24 protein-coding genes, 1 tRNA gene and 1 pseudogene are annotated in these 24,755 nt (G+C 66.0%); 14 read left to right on the top strand and 12 right to left on the bottom strand.

Annotated features, from left to right (window positions below):
• Both F3J15_RS37840 and ccsA read right to left on the bottom strand, forming a co-directional pair.
• Nucleotides 1-159 (bottom strand): annotated as a pseudogene (locus F3J15_RS37840) (deaminase); the annotation flags it as partial.
• A gap of 13 nt (nucleotides 160-172) precedes the next feature.
• Nucleotides 173-1,066 (bottom strand): cytochrome c biogenesis protein CcsA, encoded by an 894-nt coding sequence (ccsA, locus tag F3J15_RS24155; protein ID WP_027783481.1) that lies wholly within the window; start codon nucleotides 1,064-1,066, stop codon nucleotides 173-175.
• Between the two features lie 89 nt (nucleotides 1,067-1,155).
• On the opposite strand from ccsA, the gene ffh reads away from it, so the two are divergent.
• Nucleotides 1,156-2,523: a signal recognition particle protein gene (ffh, locus tag F3J15_RS24160; protein WP_069247074.1), complete on the top strand. Its 1,368-nt coding sequence runs from the start codon at nucleotides 1,156-1,158 to the stop codon at nucleotides 2,521-2,523.
• Nucleotides 2,524-2,617: 94 nt separating this feature from the next.
• Nucleotides 2,618-3,169 (top strand): hypoxanthine-guanine phosphoribosyltransferase, encoded by a 552-nt coding sequence (locus F3J15_RS24165; protein WP_069247073.1) that lies wholly within the window; start codon nucleotides 2,618-2,620, stop codon nucleotides 3,167-3,169.
• 92 nt (nucleotides 3,170-3,261) lie between these two features.
• Here F3J15_RS24165 and F3J15_RS24170 read toward each other — a convergent pair whose 3' ends face one another.
• Nucleotides 3,262-3,864 (bottom strand): MarC family protein, encoded by a 603-nt coding sequence (locus F3J15_RS24170; RefSeq protein WP_011350864.1) that lies wholly within the window; start codon nucleotides 3,862-3,864, stop codon nucleotides 3,262-3,264.
• 21 nt (nucleotides 3,865-3,885) lie between these two features.
• Entirely contained in the window at nucleotides 3,886-5,622 is a 1,737-nt protein-coding gene (locus F3J15_RS24175; RefSeq protein ID WP_166894511.1) for a proline--tRNA ligase, read from the bottom strand.
• Nucleotides 5,623-5,840: 218 nt separating this feature from the next.
• Here F3J15_RS24175 and F3J15_RS24185 point away from each other — a divergent pair, with 218 nt between their 5' ends.
• Both F3J15_RS24185 and F3J15_RS24190 read left to right on the top strand, forming a co-directional pair.
• Nucleotides 5,841-6,488, top strand: coding sequence for an RNA pyrophosphohydrolase (locus F3J15_RS24185; RefSeq protein WP_166894513.1), 648 nt, complete (start codon nucleotides 5,841-5,843; stop codon nucleotides 6,486-6,488).
• 13 nt (nucleotides 6,489-6,501) lie between these two features.
• Nucleotides 6,502-7,110 (top strand): CNP1-like family protein, encoded by a 609-nt coding sequence (locus F3J15_RS24190; protein WP_069247069.1) that lies wholly within the window; start codon nucleotides 6,502-6,504, stop codon nucleotides 7,108-7,110.
• 93 nt (nucleotides 7,111-7,203) lie between these two features.
• Here the strand turns inward: F3J15_RS24190 and proB are convergent, their stop codons facing one another.
• The 4 genes from proB to rplU form a co-directional block, all read right to left on the bottom strand.
• A complete protein-coding gene (gene proB / locus F3J15_RS24195; RefSeq protein ID WP_069247068.1) occupies nucleotides 7,204-8,322 on the bottom strand; it encodes a glutamate 5-kinase in 1,119 nt (372 codons plus the stop codon).
• A gap of 88 nt (nucleotides 8,323-8,410) precedes the next feature.
• The gene (gene obgE / locus F3J15_RS24200; RefSeq protein ID WP_069247067.1) at nucleotides 8,411-9,523 is read right to left on the bottom strand and encodes a GTPase ObgE; all 1,113 of its coding nucleotides are present in this window, start codon (nucleotides 9,521-9,523) and stop codon (nucleotides 8,411-8,413) included.
• Between the two features lie 188 nt (nucleotides 9,524-9,711).
• Nucleotides 9,712-9,975 carry a 50S ribosomal protein L27 gene (gene rpmA / locus F3J15_RS24205; RefSeq protein ID WP_006476999.1) on the bottom strand — a complete coding sequence of 88 codons (264 nt, stop codon included), beginning with the start codon at nucleotides 9,973-9,975 and terminating at the stop codon, nucleotides 9,712-9,714.
• Nucleotides 9,976-9,999: 24 nt separating this feature from the next.
• Nucleotides 10,000-10,311: a 50S ribosomal protein L21 gene (gene rplU / locus F3J15_RS24210; protein WP_006025184.1), complete on the bottom strand. Its 312-nt coding sequence runs from the start codon at nucleotides 10,309-10,311 to the stop codon at nucleotides 10,000-10,002.
• Nucleotides 10,312-10,521: 210 nt separating this feature from the next.
• On the opposite strand from rplU, the gene F3J15_RS24215 reads away from it, so the two are divergent.
• The 9 genes from F3J15_RS24215 to F3J15_RS24255 all read left to right on the top strand — a co-directional run bounded on the left by F3J15_RS24215 (nucleotide 10,522) and on the right by F3J15_RS24255 (nucleotide 18,401).
• Entirely contained in the window at nucleotides 10,522-11,517 is a 996-nt protein-coding gene (locus tag F3J15_RS24215) for a polyprenyl synthetase family protein (protein ID WP_069247066.1), read from the top strand.
• 149 nt (nucleotides 11,518-11,666) lie between these two features.
• Nucleotides 11,667-11,743: transfer RNA gene (locus F3J15_RS24220), tRNA-Pro, on the top strand.
• Nucleotides 11,744-11,884: 141 nt separating this feature from the next.
• Nucleotides 11,885-13,177: an HlyC/CorC family transporter gene (locus tag F3J15_RS24225; RefSeq protein WP_345891568.1), complete on the top strand. Its 1,293-nt coding sequence runs from the start codon at nucleotides 11,885-11,887 to the stop codon at nucleotides 13,175-13,177.
• Nucleotides 13,178-13,260: 83 nt separating this feature from the next.
• Nucleotides 13,261-14,535 carry an ATPase, T2SS/T4P/T4SS family gene (locus tag F3J15_RS24230; RefSeq protein ID WP_166894515.1) on the top strand — a complete coding sequence of 425 codons (1,275 nt, stop codon included), beginning with the start codon at nucleotides 13,261-13,263 and terminating at the stop codon, nucleotides 14,533-14,535.
• Entirely contained in the window at nucleotides 14,532-15,743 is a 1,212-nt protein-coding gene (locus F3J15_RS24235; RefSeq protein ID WP_166894517.1) for a type II secretion system F family protein, read from the top strand. Before F3J15_RS24230 ends, F3J15_RS24235 begins: the two co-directional genes overlap by 4 nt.
• A 45-nt stretch (nucleotides 15,744-15,788) precedes the next feature.
• Nucleotides 15,789-16,700, top strand: a complete 912-nt coding sequence (locus F3J15_RS24240) for an A24 family peptidase (protein ID WP_166894519.1) — start codon at nucleotides 15,789-15,791, stop codon at nucleotides 16,698-16,700.
• 1 nt (nucleotide 16,701) lies between these two features.
• Entirely contained in the window at nucleotides 16,702-17,310 is a 609-nt protein-coding gene (gene coaE / locus F3J15_RS24245; RefSeq protein ID WP_166894521.1) for a dephospho-CoA kinase, read from the top strand.
• A gap of 109 nt (nucleotides 17,311-17,419) precedes the next feature.
• Nucleotides 17,420-18,175, top strand: coding sequence for a cell division protein ZapD (zapD, locus tag F3J15_RS24250; protein ID WP_069247060.1), 756 nt, complete (start codon nucleotides 17,420-17,422; stop codon nucleotides 18,173-18,175).
• Nucleotides 18,176-18,200: 25 nt separating this feature from the next.
• The gene (locus F3J15_RS24255; RefSeq protein WP_083265830.1) at nucleotides 18,201-18,401 is read left to right on the top strand and encodes a DNA gyrase inhibitor YacG; all 201 of its coding nucleotides are present in this window, start codon (nucleotides 18,201-18,203) and stop codon (nucleotides 18,399-18,401) included.
• 60 nt (nucleotides 18,402-18,461) lie between these two features.
• Here the strand turns inward: F3J15_RS24255 and F3J15_RS24260 are convergent, their stop codons facing one another.
• From F3J15_RS24260 to secA, 4 genes are all read right to left on the bottom strand, one after another.
• A complete protein-coding gene (locus F3J15_RS24260) occupies nucleotides 18,462-18,905 on the bottom strand; it encodes an NUDIX domain-containing protein (RefSeq protein WP_039353126.1) in 444 nt (147 codons plus the stop codon).
• Nucleotides 18,902-19,771, bottom strand: a complete 870-nt coding sequence (locus F3J15_RS24265) for an ATP-binding protein (protein WP_069247059.1) — start codon at nucleotides 19,769-19,771, stop codon at nucleotides 18,902-18,904. Before F3J15_RS24265 ends, F3J15_RS24260 begins: the two co-directional genes overlap by 4 nt.
• Before the next feature lie 19 nt (nucleotides 19,772-19,790).
• Nucleotides 19,791-21,032 carry a bifunctional glutamate N-acetyltransferase/amino-acid acetyltransferase ArgJ gene (argJ, locus tag F3J15_RS24270; RefSeq protein ID WP_089472107.1) on the bottom strand — a complete coding sequence of 414 codons (1,242 nt, stop codon included), beginning with the start codon at nucleotides 21,030-21,032 and terminating at the stop codon, nucleotides 19,791-19,793.
• A 144-nt stretch (nucleotides 21,033-21,176) separates the two neighbouring features.
• Entirely contained in the window at nucleotides 21,177-23,975 is a 2,799-nt protein-coding gene (gene secA / locus F3J15_RS24275) for a preprotein translocase subunit SecA (protein ID WP_069247057.1), read from the bottom strand.
• 256 nt (nucleotides 23,976-24,231) lie between these two features.
• On the opposite strand from secA, the gene F3J15_RS24280 reads away from it, so the two are divergent.
• On the top strand, nucleotides 24,232-24,708 hold the full coding sequence (locus F3J15_RS24280; RefSeq protein ID WP_069247056.1) for a DUF721 domain-containing protein: 477 nt from the start codon (nucleotides 24,232-24,234) through the stop codon (nucleotides 24,706-24,708).
• Nucleotides 24,709-24,755 lie beyond the last annotated feature (47 nt).

Genomic DNA, 24,755 nt, shown 5'->3' on the forward strand with positions numbered 1-24,755 from the left:
GCTCGGGCGCCCCGCACCCGCGCCGCCGGCGCCGGGCATGCCGTCGTAACCGGCGCCGCGGCCGGTGCGCGCCTGCGCGTGCTCCTGGGCTTGGCGCAGCTTGCGCGCGATCCACGAACCCGCGAAGAAGAGAAGAATCAGGAGAAGAATCTGTCGCATCGGAAACCTGCGTTCAAACCACGGAACGGTGCAGCAGCACCTCGAATACGAACCGGCTGCCGACATACGCGAGCAGCAGCGCGGCGAACGACACGAGCACCCAGCGCGCGGCACCGCGGCCACGCCAGCCCGACGTCTTGCGGGCGACCAGCAGGCCGCCGAACATCAGCCACGACAGGATCGCGAATACCGTCTTGTGGTCGAGGCGCAGCGCGCGCGCGTCGACCTGCTCGCTGAACAGGATGCCCGACGCGAGCGTCAGCGTGAGCAGCACGAAGCCGGCGCCGATCAGGCGGAACAGCAGCTTCTCGAGCGTCAGCAGCGGCGGCAGCGTCTCGAGCCAGCTCGCGATCCAGCCCGTCGAGCCGTCGCGCCCGCCGCTCCTCAGCGACTGCAGGCGCCGCTCGACCATCAGCATCAGGACCGCGTGCAGTGCCGCGATCGCGAACAGGCCGTATGCGATGTTCGCGATCAGGAAGTGCAGCTTGAACAGCGGTGCTGCGGCATAAGGAAGCACCCGCACGCCGCCGAACACGAGCGGCAGCAGCGACGCGCCGCACGCGAGCGGCAATACCAGCAGGCGCAGGCTGTCGAGCGGGAAGAAGAAGCTCTCGATCCAGTAGATGCCGGCGCCGAGCCAGAACATCGCGGACAGCGCGAACGCGAAGCCGAACACCATCGCGTCGTTCGGAAAGATCGTCATGTGGAGCAGCACGCCGTGCGCGACCAGCGCGGCGAACAGCAGCGCGCGGCCGGCCCCGCTCATCCCGGACGCGGCGGACGCGGGAACCGGCACGGCCGGCACGCTCGCGACGAGCGGCGTCGCGCCCTGGCGGTGCGTGCGCCAGCCTGCGACGGCGAGGCCGCCGTACAGGAATGCGGTGAGGGCATACAGTACAATATCCATGTTCGAAGTTTACACTAGGCCCCCTTCCCGCGACGGCTCCCTTTGTTCGGTTCCGCCGCGCCTTCGGGCCCCACTGTCCATCGCTCCCCATGCTCGACAATCTCACTCAACGGATGGCGCGCGTCGTCAAGACGCTGCGCGGCGAGGCCCGGCTTACCGAGGCGAACACCCAGGAGATGCTCCGCGAGGTGCGTCTCGCCCTGCTGGAGGCCGACGTTTCGCTGCCGGTCGTCCGCGAATTCATCGCCAAGGTCAAGGAAAAGGCGCTCGGCGAAGAAGTGATCAGCAGCCTGTCGCCGGGTCAGGCGCTGGTCGGCGTGGTCCAGAAGGAACTGACCGCCGTGATCGGCGGCGACTACGAAGGCAAGGCCGCCGAGCTGAACCTCGCGGTCACGCCGCCCGCCGTGATCCTGATGGCCGGCCTGCAGGGCGCGGGCAAGACCACGACCGTGGGCAAGCTCGCGAAGCTGCTGCGCGAGAAGTACAAGAAGAAGGTGCTCACGGTGTCGTGCGACGTGTATCGTCCGGCCGCGATCATGCAGCTGAAAACGGTGACCGAGCAGGTCGGCGCCGACTTCTTCCCGTCCACGCCCGACCAGAAGCCCGTCGACATCGCGGTCGCGGCCGTCGACTGGGCGAAGCGCCACTACCATGACGTGCTGATCGTCGATACGGCCGGCCGCCTCGGCATCGACGAGGCGATGATGCAGGAAATCGCCGCGCTGCACGGCACGCTGAAGCCGGCCGAGACGCTGTTCGTCGTCGACGCGATGCTCGGCCAGGACGCGGTCAACACCGCGAAGGCGTTCAACGACACGCTGCCGCTCACCGGCGTCGTGCTGACCAAGCTCGACGGCGACTCGCGCGGCGGCGCCGCGCTGTCGGTGCGTCACGTCACGGGCAAGCCGATCAAGTTCGTCGGTGTCGCCGAGAAGCTCGACGGCCTCGAGGTGTTCCACCCCGACCGGATGGCGAACCGGATCCTCGGCATGGGCGACATCCTCGCGCTCGTCGAGGAGGCGCAACGCGGCGTCGACGTGCAGGCCGCGCAGAAGCTCGCCGACAAGGTCAAGAAAGGCGGCGACTTCGACCTGAACGATTTCCGCGCGCAGATCTCCCAGATGAAGAACATGGGCGGCCTGTCGTCGCTGATGGACAAGCTGCCTGCGCAGTTCCAGCAGGCGGCGGCCGGCGCCGACATGGGCCAGGCCGAGAAGTCGATCCGCCGGATGGAAGGCATCATCAGCTCGATGACGCCGGCCGAGCGCGCGAAACCCGAGATCATCAAGGCGACGCGCAAGCGCCGCATTGCAGCCGGCGCGGGCGTGCCGGTGCAGGAAGTCAACCGGATGCTGAACCAGTACGACCAGATGCGTACGATGATGAAGAAGCTGAAGGGCGGCAACATGCAGAAGATGATGCGCGGCCTGAAGGGCATGATGCCCGGCATGCGCTGATTCCGCCCATCGGCCGGCGCGCGGGTTTTTGCTGTAGCGCGCGCCCGCCGTTCTGCTTCATTCTTATTTGTATACCGACTGCCCGCCAGAACACATGAACCGCGAAGAAGCCCTCCACATTTTCAACCACTCCGAAGAGATCGTCTCGGCGGACGCCGTCAACGCGTCGATCTCCAAGATGGCCGACGCGATCCGCGCCGAGATCGGCGACGCGTTCCCGCTCGTTCTCTCGGTGATGGGCGGCGCCGCGGTGTTTACCGGGATGCTGCTGCCGCATCTCGATTTCCCGCTGGAATTCGACTACATCCACCTGACCCGCTACCGCAACACGACGCAGGGCAGCCCGGAAATGCACTGGCGCGTCGCGCCGCGCGAATCGGTGAAAGACCGGATCGTGCTCGTGCTCGACGACATCCTCGACGAAGGCGAGACGATGGCCGCGATCCGCGACCGCATTCTCGACATGGGCGCGCAGCGCTTCATGTCGGCCGTGCTGTGCGAGAAGACGCTCGCGAAGGCCAAGCCGCTGCACCCCGACTTCTGCGGCTTCGCGGTGCCCGACCGCTACGTGTTCGGCTGCGGGATGGATGCGAAGGGCTACTGGCGCAACCTGCCGACGATCCGTGCGCTGACCACGAACGTCTGAGCACCCCGCTCCGCACTATATAAAGAGAAAGCGGCGCTCCGGTTTCCCGGAGCGCCGCTTTTTTTGGCGCCTTGAGTGTGCGCCGCCCCGCCCTACAGCTGGTGCACGAACGCGCGGACGCCGCCCAGCATCATCTCGACCGAAATCGCGACGAGCACGAGGCCCATCAGCCGCTCGAATGCCGCGACGGTCCGCTCGCCGATCCATTGCTGGATCCGCTCGGCCAGCACCAGCGTCACCGCGCAGACGATCATCGTGACCGTCAGCGCGCCGACCCACTCGAGCATCTTGCCGGGCCCCTGCGACGTCAGCAGCATCACCGTCGCGAGCGCGGACGGCCCGGCGAGCGCCGGAATCGCGAGCGGCACGATGAACGGCTCGCCGCCCGCTCGCGGATCGTTGCCGAGCGCGCCGTCCGGATGCGGGAAGATCATCCGCAGCGCGATCAGGAACAGCACGATCCCGCCGCCAAGCCGCAGCGACAGGTCGGTGAGGCTCATCATCCGCAGGAAACGATCGCCGACCAGCATGAAGAACAGCAGGATCACGAACGCGATCCCCACTTCACGCAGGATCAGCTTCACGCGCCGCTCGCGCGGCACATCCCGCATCGCCGAAATGAACAGCGGGATGTTGCCGAGCGGATCGGTGATCAGCACCAGGAGCACGGTGGCCGACAGGAAGGTGTATTCCACCGCGTTCCCCGGTCGGTGCGCTTAGCGCGCGAGCGCGGCGCGGATCTTCTCCGCGACCGTCGCCGCAGCCGCGTCGGCCGGCAGCAGCGTCGCTTCGGCGTCGCGGCGGCCCTGATACTCGATCTTGCCTTCCTTCAGGCCGCGCTCGCCGATCACGAGGCGATGCGGCACGCCGATCAGTTCCCAGTCGGCGAACATCACGCCCGGGCGCTCGCCGCGATCGTCGAGGATCACGTCGATGCCGGCAGCGACGAGTTCCGCGTACAGCTTGTCGGCGGTCTCGCGCACCATGTCGCTGCGGTCATAGCCCATCGGGCACAGCACGACTTCGAACGGCGCGATCGACTCGGGCCAGATGATGCCCTTGTCGTCGAAGTTCTGCTCGATCGCCGCGCCGAGAATGCGCGTGACGCCGACGCCGTAGCAGCCCATCAGCATCGGCTGCGGCTTGCCCGACTCGTCGAGGAACGTCGCGCCCATCGCTTCCGAATACTTGGTGCCGAGCTGGAACACGTGGCCGACCTCGATGCCGCGGCAGATGTCGATCACGCCCTTGCCGTCCGGCGACGGATCGCCTTTCTTCACGTCGCGCACGTCGGCGACGTCCGGCTCCGGCAGGTCGCGGCCCCAGTTCACGCCCGCGATGTGATAGTCGACCTCGTTCGCGCCGACGACGAAGTCGCTCATGTTCGCGACCGTACGATCGGCAATCACCTTCACCGGCTTCTTCGTGCCGACCGGGCCGAGATAGCCCGGCGGCGTGCCGAACCACTCGACGATTTCCTGCTCGGTCGCGAAGCGGTGGTTCTTCAGGCCCGGCAGCTTCGACACCTTGATCTCGTTCAGGTCGTGATCGCCGCGCAGCATCACGAGCCAGATGGTCGGCTCGGCGCCTTCGTTGTCGGTCGCGAGCACGATCGACTTGATCGTGCGCTCGAGCGGGATGGCCAGCAGCTCGGCGACGGCTTCGCACTTCGCCTTGCCCGGCGTCGCGACCTTCTCCATCGCTTCGGCCGGCGCCGCGCGCTCGGCGATCAGCGGCAGCGCTTCGGCCGCCTCGATGTTCGCCGCGAACTCGGACGTCGGGCAGTACGCGATCGCGTCTTCACCGGTGTCGGCGATCACGTGGAATTCGTGCGAGAAGTTGCCGCCGATCGAGCCGCTGTCGGCCGCGACCGCGCGGAACTCGAGGCCGAGGCGCGTGAAGATGCGCACGTACGCGTCGTACATCTTGCGATACGACTCGTTCAGGCCGGCCGCGTCCTTGTCGAACGAGTACGCGTCCTTCATGATGAATTCGCGGCCGCGCATCACGCCGAAGCGCGGACGGATCTCGTCGCGGAACTTCGTCTGGATCTGGTAGAAGTTCACCGGCATCTGCCGGTAGCTCTTGATCTGGTTGCGCGCGATGTCGGTGATGACTTCCTCGTGCGTCGGCCCGATCACGAAGTCGTTGTCCTTGCGGTCCTTGAAGCGCAGCAGCTCGGGGCCGTACTGCTCCCAGCGGCCCGATTCCTGCCACAGCTCGGCGGGTTGCACGGCCGGCATCAGCAGCTCGATGGCGCCCGCCCGGTTCATTTCCTCGCGCACGATCGCCTCGACCTTGCGAATCGAACGCAGGCCGACCGGCAGGTAGTTATAGATGCCGCCGGCGACGCGACGGATCATGCCGGCGCGCACCATCAGCTTGTGGCTGACGATCTCTGCGTCGGCGGGTGCTTCTTTCAGGGTGCCGATAAAGAAACGGGAAGCTTTCATGCGGACGGTTCCAAAAACGGCGCCCCCAGGCGGGGCGCCCGAAAAAGTTTCAAGGTGAAAAAGCGGCGCGCCGCGAACGACGATGGCGCAGATGACGTAGCAGACTAATCAGGGACAATTCAGTCGGTGCACCCCGCGCGGATTCGCTCCGTCACGGTGCGCAGCGCCCGTTATCTGTTTATAATCAAAGCAATTTTAAAGGATTCGAAGGTGGTTGTATGCTGGATCGTGAAGGCTTTCGCCCGAACGTCGGCATCATCCTCTTGAACGCGCGCAACGAGGTGTTTTGGGGCAAGCGGCTCCGCGAGCATTCCTGGCAGTTTCCTCAAGGTGGGATCAAGTACGGCGAGACCCCCATGCAGGCGATGTACCGGGAACTGCACGAGGAAACGGGCCTGCATCCGGAACACGTCAAGATAATCGGCCGCACCCGCGACTGGTTGCGTTATGAGGTGCCTGACAAGTTCATTAAACGCGAAGTACGCGGTCATTACCGCGGCCAGAAGCAGATCTGGTTCCTGCTGCGGATGGTTGGACGCGATTGCGACATTTGCTTGCGCGCGACCGACCACCCGGAGTTCGATGCGTGGCGCTGGAACGAGTACTGGGTGCCGCTCGATGCGGTGATCGAGTTCAAGCGGGATGTCTATCAGTTGGCGCTGACGGAACTGTCGCGCTTCCTGCGCCGCCCGGCGCAGCGAGCCGAGAAGCCGCGTGGGCCGCGTCTGTCGCGCTATCCGCGCGTCATTGGCGTACAGGCCCAGCAGACGCTGACGATTGTCGACACATCGGTAGTCTGTTCGGAGATCGAAGTGGAAGCGGGCACGCTCGACGAGATGCCGCCCCACCTGATCGTCGGCAAATGACGAATCGAACTGCATGACCGGGCGCGACCTTGGTGTCGCGCCCTTTTTTTACGAGGAATGCATATTGAAAGCGATTGCTCTCGCGCTCGCATCGATTGCCGCGGTAGCCACGCTGGCAGGTTGCGCGAATTCGAAGACGCCCACCAACAAGGATGACAGCGAGTTCGTGTATCTGCTGGACCGCCAGGGCACCTGGAAGGAAAACACGGTCGACTCGCTGCCGCCGCTGCCGCAAACGGGCGACCTGCTGCCGTTCAACGTCTCGCAGAACACGCCGCTCAAGTTCTTCGTCGATGCGAAGTCGCTCGCGGTCGGCACCGATGGCGTCGTGCGCTACGCGGTCGTCATCACGAGCCCGGCCGGCGCGCGCAACGTGAACTACGAAGGCATCCGCTGCGACACCTACGAATGGCGCCAGTATGCCGGCCTGAATTCGGAACACGACGGCTGGGACCGCACCGTCGAGAACGACTGGCGGCGCATCGAGAACGGCGAGCTGAATGCCTACCATTCGGCGCTCTATCAGGACTACTTCTGCTCGAACAAGATGCCGCAGGGCACGACCCAGCAGATCCTGGAGAACATCCGGTTTCACCGCACCGCGATGAGCCAGTTGCGCTGACGGCGTGGCGCCCGCTGCGCCCCTGCCCGCCGCATGAAAAAAGCCCGCATCATGCGGGCTTTTTCGTTTGACGGCCGGATCCGGCACGAAGGGTCACACCAGCACCAGGTTGTCGCGATGGATCAATTCAGGCTCCAGCATGTAGCCGAGCACGGATTCGATCTCGCCGCTCGGCTTGCGGTGAATCAGTTTCGTCTCCGCGCTGCTGTAGTTCGTGAGCCCACGCGCCACTTCGCGCCCGTCGGGGCCGACACACGCAATGACTTCACCGCGCGCGAACGCGCCCTGCACGTCGATCACGCCGATCGGCAGCAGGCTCTTGCCGCCGGCCGTCAGCTTCTCGACCGCGCCTGCGTCGATCACGACATGGCCGCGCACCTGAAGATGGTCGGCCATCCACTGCTTGCGCGCCGCCATCCGCGCGGTACGTGCGATCAATTGCGTGCCGATCGCCTCACCGGCCGCGAGACGCACGAGCACGTCGGCCTCCCGGCCGCTCGCGATCACGGTGTTCGCGCCGCTGTGCGCCGCGCGCTTCGCCGCGAGGATCTTCGTCAGCATCCCGCCGCGGCCGAGGCTCGAGCCCGCGCCGCCGGCCATCGCCTCGAGTTCCGGCGCGCCTGCATTGGCTTCCGCAACGAGCGTCGCGTTCGGGTCCTTGCGCGGATCAGCCGTGAACAGCCCCGACTGGTCGGTCAGGATGATCAGGGCATCGCCTTCGATCAGGTTTGCCACCAACGCGCCGAGCGTATCGTTGTCGCCGAACTTGATTTCGTCGGTGACGACCGTGTCGTTCTCGTTGATGATCGGCACGACGCCAAGCCGCAACAGTGTCAGCAGCGTCGAACGTGCATTCAGGTAACGCTCGCGGTCTGCCAGATCGGCATGCGTCAGCAGGATCTGCGCGGTGCGGATGTCGTGCTCGGTGAAGCGGCTTTCATAGACCTGCGCAAGCCCCATCTGGCCGACTGCGGCGGCAGCCTGCAACTCGTCGATTTCCCGCGGTCGCTTGCTCCAGCCGAGCCGCTGCATCCCTTCGGCAATCGCGCCCGAACTGACGAGCACGACTTCCTTGCCTTGGGCGCGCAGTGCGGCGATCTGAGCCGCCCAACGGCCGATTGCCGCATGATCGAGCCCCTTGCCGTCGTTGGTCACGAGGCTGGAGCCCACCTTCACCACCAATCGCTTCGAATCCGCGATGATCGAACGCATCCTGCACTGTCTCCTGTATCTGCTGCCTTTCCGACCGGGCGCGATTGAGCCGGCGCCGGGCGGCATGCCCGGCGCGGTCCGGAATCGCTCAGGCGTCGTCGCCCGACGCTGCATCGCCCTTGGCAGGCGGTGCGTCGCGGAAACGCACGTCTGCCGCGAGATCTTCCGCCTCCGCCGCGCGATGCGCGTCCGAATGTTCGGAGAGGTAGTCGTAGATCGCGTAGCACAGCGCTTCACAACCCTGACCGGTCAGTGCCGAGATCTCGAACACGGGGCCGTCCCACTCGAAGCGCTCGAGGAAATCCTCGACCCGCGCCTTGCGCTCGTCTTCCGGCACCATGTCGAGCTTGTTGAGCACGAGCCAGCGCGGCTTCTCGTAGAGCGCCTCGTCGTACTTGCGCAGCTCGCCGACGATCGCCGTCGCTTCCGCGACCGGATCGACGCTTTCGTCGAACGGCGCGAGATCGACCAGATGCAGCAGCACGCCGGTGCGCTGCAGGTGGCGCAGGAACTGATGGCCGAGGCCCGCACCTTCGGCGGCGCCCTCGATCAGCCCCGGGATGTCGGCGATCACGAAGCTCTTGCTCGGGCCGACCCGCACCACGCCGAGATTCGGCGCAAGCGTCGTGAACGGATAGTCGGCAATCTTCGGCCGCGCGTTCGACACCGACGAGATGAACGTCGACTTGCCTGCGTTCGGCATGCCGAGCAGGCCGACATCGGCGAGCACCTTCAGCTCGAGCTTCAGCATGCGACGCTCGCCGGGCTTGCCGTCCGTCTTCTGGCGCGGCGCGCGGTTCGTGCTCGACTTGAAATGCAGGTTGCCGAGCCCGCCGGCGCCGCCCTGTGCAAGCATCACCTGCTGGTCGTGCTCGGTCAGGTCGGCGATCAGCTCGCCGGTATCCATGTCGCTGATGATCGTACCGACCGGCATGCGCAGCGTGACGTCGTCGCCGCCCTTGCCGTAGCAATCCGATCCGCGCCCGTTTTCGCCGTTGCGCGCCAGATGCTTCTTCGCGTAACGGTAGTCGATCAGCGTGTTGATGTTGCGGTCGGCGATCGCATACACGCTACCGCCCCGGCCGCCGTCGCCGCCGTCCGGCCCGCCGAACGGGACGAATTTCTCGCGGCGCATCGACGCACTGCCATCGCCTCCGTCTCCGGCGATGACTTCGATTCGTGCTTCGTCAATGAACTTCATTCGTCACTCCGCCCAGTATTTCCGCTATTGTGCCGCGCGCCGGCGCGCTTGAACAATCTGCCGTTCGGCCGATCGTACGCCGGTTGCGCGATGGCCGCCCCAACGCACACGCGCCTGGCGACCAAATAAAAAAAGGCCCCGCGAAGACTGCGGGGCCTTTCGGCTACGAAGCCCGTGGGTGCCTGAACTTAGGCAGCCGCCGGGACAACGATGACCAGATGCTTCTTGTCCGCGCCCTTCGTCGCGAACTTGACGTGACCGTCGACCAGCGCGAACAGGGTGTGATCCTTGCCCATGCCGACGTTCTCGCCTGCGTGCATGCGCGTACCGCGCTGACGCACGATGATGCCGCCGGCATTGATTGCCTGGCCGCCGTACACTTTCACGCCGAGACGTTTCGACTCGGAGTCGCGGCCGTTCCGGGAAGAGCCGCCTGCCTTTTTGTGTGCCATCTGATTGCTCCTTTACCGAGGCGCTTACGCGTTGATCGCGTCGATGCGCAGCTCAGTGTAGTTCTGGCGGTGGCCGCCGTGCTTTTGGTAGTGCTTCCGGCGACGCATCTTGAAGATGGTGACCTTGGCATGACGACCGTGCGACACAACGGTGGCCTTGACGGAAGCCCCACTGACCAGCGGCGTACCGAACTTAATCGATTCGCCTTCGCCCACTGCGAGAACCTGGTCGAGCGTGATTTCAGCGTCAATGTCAGCCGGTATCTGTTCTACTTTGAGTTTTTCGCCAACGGCAACCTTGTACTGCTTGCCGCCGGTTTTTATGACCGCGTACATTGAGAACCTCACTCTGGATCCAATTTTTCCGCACACCACGCGCGGAAAACACGTGATTATACATGGGGTTAGCACCCAAGTCAAAGCCGATCGACGATTGCCGCGCGCGGGCCTCTACCGGACGGCCAAAATCGCGCCGCTGGTACGTCTGACAGACCGGCATATCGCGGATTCGACTTATAATCCGCGGCATCACCCAATTCCATCATCATGTCGTCGTCCACCGCCTCCCCCACCCTCAGCGCCGCCCATCTGCTCGCTCCGATCACCAGTGACATGGAGCAGGTGAATCGCGTTATCCGGCAAAGCCTCGCGTCCGATGTGCTGCTGATCAACCAGATCGCCGAGTACATCATCGGCGCGGGCGGCAAGCGGCTGCGTCCGGCATTGCTGCTGCTCGTCGCCGGCGCGCTCGGCGAGACGTCGCACCAGCGGCACGTGCTGGCCGCCGTCGTCGAGTTCATCCATACGGCCACGCTGCTGCATGACGACGTCGTCGACGAATCCGAGCTGCGCCGCGGCCGCCAGACCGCCAATGCGCTGTTCGGCAACGCGGCGAGCGTGCTGGTAGGCGACTACCTCTATTCGCGCTCGTTCGAGATGATGGTCGGCGTCGGCAAGATGCGCGTGATGGAGATCCTGTCGGAAGCGACGACGATCATTTCCGAAGGCGAGGTGCTGCAGCTCCTCAACATGCACGACGCGGACGTCGACGAAACGCGCTACATGCAGGTGATTCGCTACAAGACAGCCAAGCTGTTCGAGGCATCGGCACGCCTGGGCGCGGTACTCGCGGGCGCCGATGCGCCGACCGAGGCGGCCGCCGCCGAATACGGCCGCCGGATCGGCACGGCATTCCAGATCATGGACGACTGGCTCGACTACGCAGGCACCGTCGAGGCAATGGGCAAGAATGCCGGCGACGACCTTCGCGAAGGCAAGCCGACGCTGCCGCTCATCTATCTGATCGAACGCGGCACGCCCGAACAGTCGGCGCTGGCACGCGAGGCGATCGAACAGGGCGGCACCGACCGCTTCGACACGATCTTCGAAGCGATCACGCGCTCGGGCGCACTGGATCACACGCTCGAATGCGCACGCCAGGAAGCGCAGGCGGCAGCCGCGGCGATTGCCGCGTTCCCGGACTCGATCTATAAGGAAAGCCTGCTCGGGTTGTGCTCATACTCGACGTCGCGGCAATCGTAAACACGCCGCGAACGCGAAGCGATGCCTTGTCTCGAAAATTTTCTTCATCAAAGTATTCCCTTTTAGAAAAAACATCGTTATAGTTACGTTCTTGCTTGTGACGACGCAGCGATTCTTAACGAAGACGGCGAAGTCTGAAGAGCAAAAATCGGGGTGTAGCTTAGCCTGGTAGAGCGCTACGTTCGGGACGTAGAGGCCGGAGGTTCGAATCCTCTCACCCCGACCAGATTTGTAAAAAACCGTGCACTCCGTGCACGGTTTTTTTTTACCCGGCCGCCGCAGGCCCCTCGTGTCGCGCACGACACATCGCCGCCGCCGGCCTCTGCTATATTCCTTCCATCCCTGTCCTTCACTGCCCTTCCAACGCGTGGACCAAATTCCCTTATGGGCGCAAATCGGCGCCGTCTTCCTGCTTCTCCTCTGTTCCAGCTTCTTTTCGATTTCCGAGACCGCGATGATGGCGCTCAACCGCCATCGGCTGAAGCATCTCGCCAGCCAGGGCGCACTCGGCGCGAAAACCACGCAAGGCCTGCTCACGCGCACTGACCTGTTGCTCAGCGTGATCCTGATCGGCAACAACCTGTTCAACACGATCATCCCGGTCCTGACGACGTCGCTCGCGCTGCATACGTTCGGCCGCAACAACCTCGCGCTGTCGATCGCGACCGGCATCGTCGCGTTCCTGATCATCGTGTTCGCCGAAATCGCGCCGAAGATCGTCGGTGCGACGTTCCCCGAACGCATCGCGCTGCCCGCGAGCCTCGTGATCGCGCCGCTGATGCGCGTGTTCAAGCCGGTCGTCTGGTTCGTCAACGCACTCGCGAACGGCGTGCTGTGGGTGCTGCGCATCAACACGAAGAAGGGTCGCGACCAGCGAATGTCAGCCGACGAGCTGCGGGCCATCGTGCTCGAGTCGAGCAGCTTCATGCCGACCAAGCACCGCAGCATCCTGCTCAACCTGTTCGACCTCGAGAACATCACGGTCGACGACGTGATGGTGCCGCGCCGCCAGATCGAGTCGCTCAATTTCTACGCGCCGCTCGACGACGTCCTGCACCAGCTCGAGACCTGCTATCACAACCGGCTCGTCGTCTACGAAGGCGACATCGACAAGGTGCTCGGCGTGTTGCACGTCCGCAAGACGCTGACCGCGCTGCACAACCAGGAATTCGACCGCGAGACGCTGCGCGCGCTGCTCGCCGAGCCGTACTACGTGCCGTCCGGTACGCCGGTGGTGCAGCAGCTCCAGTTTTTCCAGGAAACGCGGCAGCGGACCGCGCTCGTCGTCAACGAGTACGGCGAGCTCGAAGGGCTCGTGACGCCGGAAGACATCATCGAGGAGCTGATCGGCGAATTCACGACGTCGATGCCGCGCAGCGAACGCAAGGGCGGCTGGGACGAAAACGGCGAATGCATCGTCTCGGCAAGCATGCCGCTGCGCGAACTGAATCGCTGGCTGCACCTGAAGCTGCCGACCGACGGGCCGAAGACGCTGAACGGCCTGGTGCTCGAAATCCTCGAGGAAATTCCGGAAGACGACGTGTGCCTGAAAATCGGCGACGTGATGCTCGAGGTGATGCGCAGCGACGACCAGGCCGTGCGCACCGTCAAGCTCTTCAAACCGCGCGGCTCGCGCCCCTCACGCGCCACCGCGCGCTAGCCGAACGGCTGACTGCCGGCGCCGCCTCCGACGCGCGACCATCTGCTGGTCACGGTCAACAGGCGGCCAGCGTGCCGGCTCACATGCATTTCCCTCCTCCCGGGGCGCCGCTGCGCACGCAGCCGCCCGCCCACTCCGATGCTTCGCCCGCCACCGCATCGCGCGCGCTCGACGCGGCCCAGCTCGACGATGCACCGGCCGTACGGCTGCTGACGGATACGCTTCACGCGGCTCGCGTACGCGACGCATCCGACATCCACGTCGAACCTTTCGAAGCCGGCTGGCGCATTCGCCTGCGCATCGACGGCGTGCTGCACGAACACGCGCGGCCGCCTCTTCATCTGCGCGACGCGCTCGTCACACGGATCAAGGTGCTCGCGCGCATGGACATCGCCGAGCGGCGGCTCCCGCAGGACGGCAGGCTGCGCATCGTGATCGACGGCGGTACGCGCGGCGACTACCGGGTCAGCTCGCTGCCCACGTTGTTCGGTGAGAAGCTGGTGCTGCGGCGGCTCGAAACCATGCCGCCCGATCTCACGCTCGCCCGCCTCGGCTTCGACGCGCAGCAGGCAGCCGCGATGGAGGCCGCGATACGCGCACCACATGGTCTCGTGCTCGTCACGGGTCCGACCGGCAGCGGCAAGACGCTATCGCTCTACTGCGCGCTGCAGATGCTCGATCGCGACACGCACAACGTCTGCACGGTCGAGGATCCCGCCGAGATCCAGCTCGACGGCATCAGCCAGGTCGGCGTCGCCGAAAAGGCCGGGCTCACGTTCGCAACGGCTCTGCGCGCGCTGCTGCGGCAGGATCCGGACATCATCATGGTCGGCGAGATTCGCGATGCGGCGACGGCCGACGTCGCGATCAAGGCCGCCCAGACCGGCCATCTCGTGCTGTCGACGCTGCACACGAACGACGCACCGGCCGCCGTCGCGCGACTGCTCGACATCGGCGTCGCGCCATACAACCTCGCGGCCGCGCTGCACCTCGTCACCGCGCAGCGCCTCGTCCGTCGACTGTGCGCCGCCTGCCGCGTGCCCTCGGACGCACCGGTGCCCGTCCTGCGCGAAGCCGGCTGCGACCCGGCTGCCCTTGCAGCCGGATGGCGGCCGTTCGTGGCGCGAGGCTGTCCGGCCTGTCACGGCATCGGCTATCGCGGCCGCGTCGGCCTGCATCAGACGATGCCGGTATCGTCCGGGCTCGCGGAACGCATCGTCGCACGGGCGAGTGTCGGCGAACTCGCGCAATGCGTGGCGGCCGAAGGCGTGCGCAGTCTGCGCGACGCGGCGCTCGCGCGCGTCCGTGACGGCACGACGAGCATCGCGGAAGCCCTCGCCGCGACACCGGCCGCATGAGCATGCGCACACCGCCGCGCGAGACCCGCTTCGCGTGGCGCGGCCGCCGTCGCGACGGCACGTCGCGTCGCGGGACCGTCATCGCATTCGACGCCGCGAGCGCGCGTGCCGCGCTCGCACGCGACGGCATCGCCGTACTGTCGCTCAACGTCCGCGGGCCTGCCCGGCCGCCAACAGCCAGCGCGAGAGACGTCACGCGCTTCACGCGCCAGCTCGCGAGCCTGCTGCAGGCCGGGTTGCCGCTCGCGCCGTCGCTCGAGATGCTCGCGCGGACGCGTCCACACGATGGCCTGCCGCGCATCGCAGCGGGTCTCGCCCGCGAGATCGTCAGCGGCCGGCGCTTCGCCGATGCGCTCGCACGCTATCCATCCCAGTTCGGCACGCTGTATCGCCAGCTGATCGAGGTCGGCGAAGCGTCCGGCTCGCTCGGCATCGTGCTGACCCGGGTCGCGGAGCACCGCGAGCGCACCGACGCGCAGTGGCGCAAGCTGCGGGCCGCGCTCGCGTACCCGGTGGCCGTCATCCTGTTCGGGCTCGCGATCTCGGCCGCGTTGATGGTGTGGGTGGTACCGACGTTCCGCCAGATCTTCGACGGTTTCGGCGCCGCACTTCCGGCGCCGACCCGCGCGCTGCTCGCGCTGTCCTCCGCACTGTCGGCATGGGGCGGCGGGCTCCTTGCCATTGCCGCGGCGGCCGGGCTGGCCGCGCATCACGCATTGCGGCGGTCGGCACGGCTGCGCCACGCTGTCGCGCGGCGCCTGCTACATGCGCCGCTCGCGGGTAGCGCGCTCGGCCGGTATGCGGCCGCACGCTGGTGCCGCTCGCTTGCGACACTGCTCGGCGCCGGCGTGCCGCTCGCCGACGCCTTCGCCACGCTCGAGCGCACCGCCGGCCATCCGGTGTTCGAGCACGCCACTGCGCACATCGCGGCTCGCGTGCTGCGCGGCGCACGCCTCGCGGACGCGATGCAGTCGGCCGGCTGCTTCCCGGACGACGTCGTGCAGCCGATCGCCGTCGCCGAGGAGACGGGTGCGCTCGACACGATGCTCGCCGACATCGCCGCGCTGTGCGAACGCCAGCTCGACGCGCGTCTCGATGCACTCGCCGCGCTCGGCGAACCGCTGATCGTGATCGTACTGGGTGCACTCGTCGGCGGCCTGGTGATCGCGATGTACCTGCCCATCCTTCAGCTCGGCAACGTGGTGTAGCATCGCAACCGATTCTGTCGCCTTTTAGTCCGAACCTTGAGCCTCATGACGCCAGCGCCCCTGTCCGCCGTTACCGATTCGCCCGAGAGCACGCTGCTCGCGCTGGCGATGCTGCCGCCCGCGCTACAGTATGCGTTCGCGGTCGTCGTCGGCCTTTGCATCGGCAGCTTCCTGAACGTGGTCGTGCACCGGCTGCCCGTGATGATGCAGCGTGCGTGGCAGGCCGAGATCGATGAAGCGACCGGCAACGCGAGCGCCCCGCCCGACGACGGCTACCCGCCGCGCTACGATCTGTGGCGCCCGCGCAGCGCCTGCCCGCATTGCGGCCACGTGCTGCACGCATGGGAAAACATCCCGCTCGTCAGCTATCTGATGCTGCGCGGGCGCTGCCGGCGCTGCGGCCACGCGATCGGCATCCGCTATCCGCTCGTCGAGCTCGCGTGCGCACTGCTCGCCGCCGGGTCGCTCGCGGCATTCGGCCCGACCGTCGCCGCGCTTGCCGCATTCGCGCTGTGCGCCGCGCTGCTCGCGATGAGCGCGATCGATATCCGGACGGGCTACCTGCCGGACTCGATGACGCTGCCGCTCCTCTGGGCCGGGCTCGTGCTGAACCTCGGCGGCACGTTCACGTCGCTGCGCTCGGCGGTGATCGGGGCCATGGCCGGCTACCTGTTCCTGTGGGCGATCTACTGGCTGTTCAAATGGCTGCGCGGCATCGAGGGCATCGGTTTCGGCGACCTGAAGCTGCTCGCCGCGCTCGGCGCATGGATGGGCTGGGCCGCATTGCCGCAGGTCGTGCTGTTCGCCGCGGTGACGGGCGCGATCGTCGGGCTCATTGCGACCTGGCGCGGCCGCATGCGCTTCGAGGAGCCGATTCCGTTCGGCCCGTTCCTCGCGGCAGGCGGCGCCGCGACGCTGTTTTTCGGCACCCCGTTCTATTCGGCGCTCGGAGGCTGACATGTTCGCAATCGGACTCACCGGCGGCATCGGCAGCGGCAAGACGACCGTCGCCGACCTGTTCGGCGCCCGCGGCGCATCGCTGGTCGATACCGATCTGATCGCCCATCGCATCACCGCACCGGGCGGCCTCGCAATGCCCGCGATCGAACAGGCATTCGGCCGCGGCTTCGTTGCCGCCGACGGCTCGCTCGATCGCGCGAAGATGCGCACGCTGATCTTCAGCGACGACGCCGCGCTCCGCCGCCTCGAAGCGATCACGCACCCGCTGATCCGCGCGGAGACCGATCGTGAAGCGCGCGAAGCGCAAGGCCCGTACGTGATGTTCGTCGTGCCGCTGCTCGTCGAGTCAGGCAACTGGAAGGCGCGCAGCGATCGCGTGCTCGTCGTCGATTGCCCGGTCGAAACGCAGATTGCACGCGTGATGCGGCGCAACGGCTTCACGCGCGAGCAGGTCGAAGCGATCATCGCGAAACAGGCGACGCGCGAAGCACGTCTCGCGGCGGCCGACGACGTGATCGTCAACGACGCGACGACACCCGACACGCTCGCCGCACAGGTCGATGCACTGCACCAACGCTATCTCGGGTTTGCGGCCGCCGCGCGCTGAACCTCGCGCCCAATCGTGATGGTGTACGAAATTGGCGCGTTGCTAGGGTAGAGAGTGAGCATTAGAATGTCCTGCATTGTTTCAATCCCTACCCAAGAGGCGAGCGCGCTTGATTCTTTACGAGTATCCGTTCAACGAGCGAATTCGCACGCTGTTGCGCCTCGAAGATCTCTTCGAGCGCTTCGCGTTCTTTTTGGCTCAGGAGGACCCGCGTGAACACCACGTCGCGCTGACGACGCTGTTCGAAATCGCCGAGGTAACGGGCCGCGCGGACCTGAAATCGGATCTGATGAAGGAGCTCGAACGTCAGCGCCAGACGCTCGCCCCCTTTCGCGGCAATCCGGGCATCGAGCAGAACGCGCTCGAAGCCGTGCTCGGCGAAATCGAGCAGACACTCGCGAATCTCGCGCAGATGCAGGGCAAGACCGGGCAGCACCTCGTCGATAACGAGTGGCTCGCCAGCATCCGCAGCCGTGCGGTGATTCCCGGCGGCACGTGCAAGTTCGACCTGCCGTCGTACTACGCATGGCAGCAGTGGCCCGCCGAGCAGCGGCGCCAGGACATCGCGAAGTGGATCCTGCCGATGCTGCCGCTGCGCGACGCCGTGACGATCGTGCTGCGGCTCGCGCGCGAATCGGGCCAGGCGTCGAAGGTCATGGCGATGCAGGGCAGCTACCAGCAGATGCTGTCCGGCCGCACCTACCAGTTGATGCAGGTGCGCGTGCCGCCGGAGTTGCGCGTCATTCCGGAAGCGAGCGCGAACAAATACATGCTGTGGGTACGGTTCACCACGCAGGACGGCGATGTGCGTCCGCGCGCGGTGGATATCGACGTGCCGTTCCATCTGACACTGTGCAATCTGTAACGGCCGCGGGCCGGATCGCTTTCGTATGACTACCGTTGTGAAATGCCCGTCGTGCGGCGCTGAAGTGCGCTGGACGCCCGAAAATCAGTTCCGCCCGTTCTGCTCGGCCCGCTGCAAGCAGCTCGACCTCGGCGCATGGGCCGCGGAAAAGTACCGGATCGGTGGATCCTCCGACGAGGGCCCCTCGTCGGAAGAAGACGGCACGGAAGGCCGTCGAGACAGCTGAGTGGCGCGCGGCGCTGCCCGCTAGTGATATGGCCCGCCTTTCCGGCAGGCCATCGTGGCGTCAGTTCGACGCGGCTTCTTTCTCGAGCAATTCGAGCACCGGCAGCGCAGCGGGCAGCAGCGGCGCGACGGCGACCGGCAGTTGCTGCCACACGAACGCCTGCCCTTCCTTGCTGTGCGGCTCGCCCGTCCAACCCGTCACCTTGCAGAAATACAGCCGCACGTACGCATGCGGATAATCGTGCTCGAGCGTGTGCCAGCGGTGGCTGGCCGTGACTTCGATGCCGAGCTCCTCGTGCAGTTCGCGCGCAAGCGCGTCCTCGACGCTTTCGCCGGCCTCCAGCTTGCCGCCCGGAAACTCCCAGTAGCCTTCATACGGCTTGCCTTGCAGCCGCTGCGCGAGCAGGTAGCTACCGTCCGGCTGCACCATCACGCCGACCGCGACTTCCGTCACCTTGCGGCCATCGGGCGCGCGCACCGCGCCTTGTGCGAGATCCGCGCTCATGCCTGCTCCTTGCGGCCCGACCAGTCACGCGCAAACTGCCACGCGACGCGCCCCGACCGCGAACCGCGCTCGAGCGCCCACACGAGCGCGTCGCCGCGTGCGGATTCGATCTCTGCATCCGGGCAGCCGAAATGACGCAGCCAGTGCCCGACGATGTCGAGGTAGTCGTCCTGCTTGAACGGATAGAAGCTGACCCACAGGCCGAAGCGCTCCGACAGCGAGATCTTTTCCTCGACGACTTCGCCGGGGTGAATCTCGCCATCCGGAAGATGCTTGTACGACTCGTTGTCGCTCATGTACTCGGGCAGCAGATGGCGGCGGTTCGACGTCGCGTAGATCAGCACGTTGTCCGACTGCGCGGCGATCGAGCCGTCGAGCGCGACCTTCAGCGCCTTGTAGCCCGACTCGCCCTCCTCGAACGACAGGTCGTCGCAGAACACGATGAAGCGCTCGGGACGCTGCGAGATCAGGTCGACGATGTCGCCGAGATCGTGCAGGTCGTCCTTGTCGACTTCGATCAGGCGCAGGCCGTCGTTCGCATACGCGTTCAGGCATGCCTTGATCAGCGACGATTTGCCGGTACCGCGTGCGCCGGTCAGCAGCACGTTGTTGGCCGGCTTCTGCTGTACGAACTGCCGCGTGTTCTGTTCGATCAGCCCTTTCTGGCGGTCGATGTTGTGCAGATCGTCGAGCGTGATCGACGACACGGCCGGCACCGGCTGCAAATAGCCGCGCCCCTGGCGCTTGCGCCAGCGGAAAGCGTGCGCGGCATTCCAGTCGACCGCGGCCGGCGCGGGCGGCAGCATCCCTTCGAGACGGCCGAGCAGCGCTTCGGCGCGCGTCAGAAACTGTTCAAGCTTGTCCATGTCGTTCGAACGCTCCCGATCAGGAGCGGTAATCCGCGTTGATGCTCACGTAGTCGTGCGACAGGTCGCACGTCCAGATGGTGGCCTGCGCGTCACCACGGCCGAGCAGCACACGGATCGTGATTTCGCTCTGCTTCATCACGCGCTGGCCGTCCTCTTCCTGGTAAGCCGGGTTGCGGCCGCCCGCCTTCGCGACGAGCACGTCGTCGAGATAGAGGTCGATCTTGTCGACGTCCAGATCCGCGACGCCCGCATAACCGATCGCCGCGAGAATCCGGCCGAGGTTGGGGTCGGATGCGTAGAAGGCCGTCTTCACGAGCGGCGAATGGCCGATTGCGTACGCAATCTGGCGGCATTCCGCGACATTCTTGCCGCCTTCGACCTGCACCGTCATGAATTTCGTCGCGCCTTCGCCATCGCGCACGATCAGTTGCGACAGCACCTGCGCGACTTCCGTCACCGCATCGCGCAGCGCCGCATAGGCCGGCGAATCGGTCGACGTGATCGCCGGCAGCGTGCTCTTGCCCGACGCGATCAGGATGAACGAGTCGTTCGTCGACGTATCGCCGTCGATCGTGATGCAGTTGAACGAACGGTCGGCCACTTCCTTCACGAGCGTGTCGAGCACCGGCTGCGCGACGTTCGCGTCGAACGCGAGGAAACCAAGCATCGTCGCCATGTTCGGCTTGATCATGCCCGCGCCCTTGCTGATGCCCGTCAGCGTGACCGTATGGCCGTCGATCGTCACCTGGCGCGACGTGGCCTTCGGCAGCGTGTCCGTCGTCATGATCGCCTGCGCGGCGTCGAACCAGTTCGCGGCCTTGCGGTTCGCGAGCGCGGCCGGCAGGCCGGCCTTCAGGCGATCGATCGGCAGCGGCTCGAGGATCACGCCGGTCGAGAACGGCAGCACCTGCGCCGGCTCGATGCCCGCGAGGCGCGCGAGTTCCGTGCAGGTTTCGCGTGCGTTCACGAGGCCCGGCTCGCCGGTGCCCGCGTTCGCATTGCCCGTATTCACGACGAGCGCGCGAATGCCCGCGCCGCCCGCGCGCACCTTCGCCAGATGCTCGCGGCAGACGGTGACCGGCGCTGCGCAGAAACGGTTTTCGGTGAACACGCCCGCGACCGTCGCGCCTTCGTCGACGGAGATGACCAGCACGTCCTTGCGATTCGGCTTGCGGATGTTCGCTTCCGCCCAGCCGAGCGTGACGCCGGCGACGGGATGCAGTTGGGCGGGATCGATCGACGGAAAATTGACAGCCATGGGGCACACCTGCCGGATGGAAAATGCCGGCATGTGCCGGCATCGATTGGAAGAACCGGCGGCCGCACGCGCAGGCCGCCGCAACTCACATCACTCACTCGAAGCTGCAAACGAAGCGGCACGCGTGATGCGCACCGCCGTCGATCATGACAGCTTCCCGTGACATTGCTTGTACTTCTTGCCGCTGCCGCACGGGCACGGGTCGTTGCGGCCGACCTTCGGCATTTCGCCGCCGGGGCCGCTGTGCGTCATCGCGCTGCCGACCATGTCGGCCGTCGCGGTGGCCGCCGCGGCAGCCGCGACGTTCGCCACCGGCGCACCGGCTTCCGCATAATCGGCGTGCTGGTACTCGACGTTCTCGAGATGACCGCCACGCTCCTCGATCTGCTCGGCGGCCTCCTCGAGCTGTTCCGGCGACTGGATCTGCACGTTCATCACGACGCGCGTGACTTCCTGCTTGATTGCCTCCAGCATCGCGGCAAACAGTTCGAACGCTTCGCGCTTGTATTCCTGCTTCGGATTCTTCTGCGCATAGCCGCGCAGGTGGATGCCCTGGCGCAGGTGGTCGAGCGCCGCGAGGTGCTCGCGCCACAGGCGATCGACCGTCTGCAGCATCACCGAGCGCTCGAACGCGCTGAACGATTCGCGGCCGACCATCGCGACCTTCGCCTCGTACTGCTCGTCGGCGGCCGTCGTCACCGCGTCGAGGATCTCCTCGGCCGTGATCGACGAGGACTCGTTCACCATTTCCTGGATCGCGAGGTCGAGCTGCCAGTCGTTGCGCAGCGCTTCCTCGAGTTCGGGCACGTCCCACTGCTCTTCGATGCTGCCTTCCGGCACGAACTGGCGGACGACTTCGGTGATCACGCCGTGACGCATCGCGGTGATCGTCTCGGTGATGTCGTGCGCTTCGAGCAACTCGTTACGCTGCTGGTAGATCACCTTGCGCTGGTCGTTCGACACGTCGTCGTATTCGAGCAGCTGCTTGCGGATGTCGAAGTTGCGCGCTTCGACCTTGCGCTGCGCGGACTCGATCGAACGCGTGACGATGCCCGCCTCGATCGCCTCGCCTTCCGGCATCTTCAGGCGGTCCATGATCGAACGCACGCGGTCGCCCGCGAAAATGCGCAGCAGCGGATCGTCGAGCGACAGGTAGAAGCGCGACGAGCCCGGATCGCCCTGGCGGCCTGCACGGCCGCGCAGCTGGTTGTCGATCCGGCGCGATTCGTGGCGCTCGGTGCCGATGATGTGCAGGCCGCCCGCGGCCTTCACCTCCTCATGCAGCGTTTCCCACTCGTCGTGCAGCTTCTGGATGCGGCGCGCCTTTTCGTCGGCCGGGATCGCTTCGTCGGCCTCGATGAACGCCGCCTGCTTCTCGGCATTGCCGCCGAGCACGATGTCGGTACCGCGGCCGGCCATGTTGGTCGCGATCGTGATGCGCTTTGGCCGGCCCGCTTCCGCGACGATCGCCGCTTCACGCTCGTGCTGCTTCGCGTTCAGCACCTCGTGCGGCAGCCCGGCCTGCTTCAGCAGGTGCGACAGCAGCTCCGAGTTCTCGATCGACGTCGTGCCGACCAGCACCGGCTGACCGCGTTCGTAGCAGTCGCGGATGTCGCGGATCACCGCGTCATAGCGCTCCTTGGCGGTCTTGTAGATCTGGTCCTGCTTGTCGATCCGCTTCGGCGGACGGTTGGTCGGGATCACGACCGTTTCGAGGCCGTAGATCTCGTTGAATTCGTACGCTTCGGTGTCGGCGGTGCCGGTCATGCCGGCCAGCTTCGCGTACATCCGGAAGTAGTTCTGGAACGTGATCGACGCGAGCGTCTGGTTCTCGCTCTGGATCTTCACGTGTTCCTTCGCCTCGACGGCCTGGTGCAGGCCGTCGGACCAGCGGCGGCCGGCCATCAGGCGGCCCGTGAATTCGTCGACGATGACCACTTCGCCGTTCTGCACGACGTAGTGCTGATCCTTGTGGAACAGCGTGTGCGCGCGCAGCGCCGCGTACACGTGGTGCATCAGCGTGATGTTCTGCGGTGCGTACAGGCTCTCGCCCTCGCCGATCAGGCCCCATTCGGCGAGCAGGCGCTCGGCCTTCTCGTGGCCCGATTCCGTCAGGAACACCTGGCGCGCCTTCTCGTCGAGCGTGTAGTCGCCCGGCTTCTCGACGCCCGTGCCGTCGGCCTTCTCTTCGCCGATCTGGCGCTCGAGCAGCGGCGGCAGTGCGTTCATCCGCACGTACAACTCGGTGTGATCCTCGGCCTGGCCCGAAATGATCAGCGGCGTACGCGCCTCGTCGATCAGGATCGAGTCCACTTCGTCGACGACCGCGAAATTCAGGGCCCGCTGCACGCGCGCGTCGGTCTCGTAGACCATGTTGTCGCGCAGGTAGTCGAAGCCGAATTCGTTGTTCGTGCCGTACGTGATGTCCGCCGCGTAAGCCTGCTGCTTCTGGTCGTGCTCCATGCCGGACAGGTTGATGCCGACCGACAGACCGAGGAAGTTGTAGAGGCGCGCCATCCATTCGGCGTCGCGCTGCGCGAGGTAATCGTTGACGGTCACCACGTGCACGCCGCGGCCTGCCAGCGCGTTCAGGTACACGGGCAGCGTCGCGACGAGCGTCTTGCCCTCGCCGGTGCGCATTTCCGCGATCTTGCCGTAGTGGAGCACCATGCCGCCGATCATCTGCACGTCGAAGTGCCGCATCTTCAGCACACGACGGCTGGCCTCGCGACAGACCGCGAAGGCTTCTGGCAGCAGCTTGTCGAGCGACTCGCCGGCCGCGACCCGCTGGCGGAATTCGTCCGTCTTGCCGCGCAACTGGTCGTCCGTCAGCTTCTCGATCTGCGTTTCGAGCGCATTGATCGTCGCGACGGTCTTTTGGTATTGCTTGACGAGCCGCTGGTTGCGGCTGCCAAAAATTTTCTGGAGAAAACCGGTTGTCATCGGATCGGATCCTGCGTCGCAGCACCGGCGCCCGGCGCGTGTTGCGCGCCCCGACGCCCGAGCCTCGGCGGCTTAGCGAATTAGTGGACTCAAACGAGGAATTTTAGCACGCGGGGAAGCATGCGCCCGTGTCTCGGGCAGACGGGCACTGCGCGCAGACGGCCGGGCCAACGGGGCGAAAGCCGCCCGTGCACGGGCCCGCGCGGGTACAATCGGCGTCAACGTCCGCGCGCGTGCGCGCCCGAAGAATGTCTCGATGAACCGATTTTCCAAGCGTTTCGGCCCGCTCGCCCCGTATCGCCCGCAACCCGTGTCCGAAGTGCTCGGCCGCACCGACGCGTTCGCGGCGCTGCGCGCCGGCGTCGAACAGATCGCGTCGCTGCAGCGCGATCTTGCCGCGCTCCTGCCCGACTATCTGGCGAACCACGTCGAGCCCGGCTTCGTGAAGGATGGCACCCTGACCCTCTTTGCTGCGCACAACGCGTTGGCCGCCCGGCTGCGACAGGTCGAACCGCGGCTGCTCGGCGATCTGCAAAAACGCGGCTGGCCGGTCTCGACGCTGCGCGTACGCGTGCGCCCGAAAGATGCGCCTGAGCCGCCCCACGTGAAGCAGGCGCGAATGACGTCGGCTGGCGCGGCCGCGCTACGCGACCTGGCAGATCATCTCGAACCGTCACCGCTGCAGGCCGCGCTCGCGCGGATGGCGGCCCGGCACGGCGCGAAGCCGCGCTGACGGTACGCGCCGCCGGCAACGCCAAGCGGCCGGCCAATAAAAAAGCA

The organism is Burkholderia sp. Ap-955, assembly GCF_011753045.1.
Lineage (GTDB): Bacteria > Pseudomonadota > Gammaproteobacteria > Burkholderiales > Burkholderiaceae > Burkholderia > Burkholderia lata_D.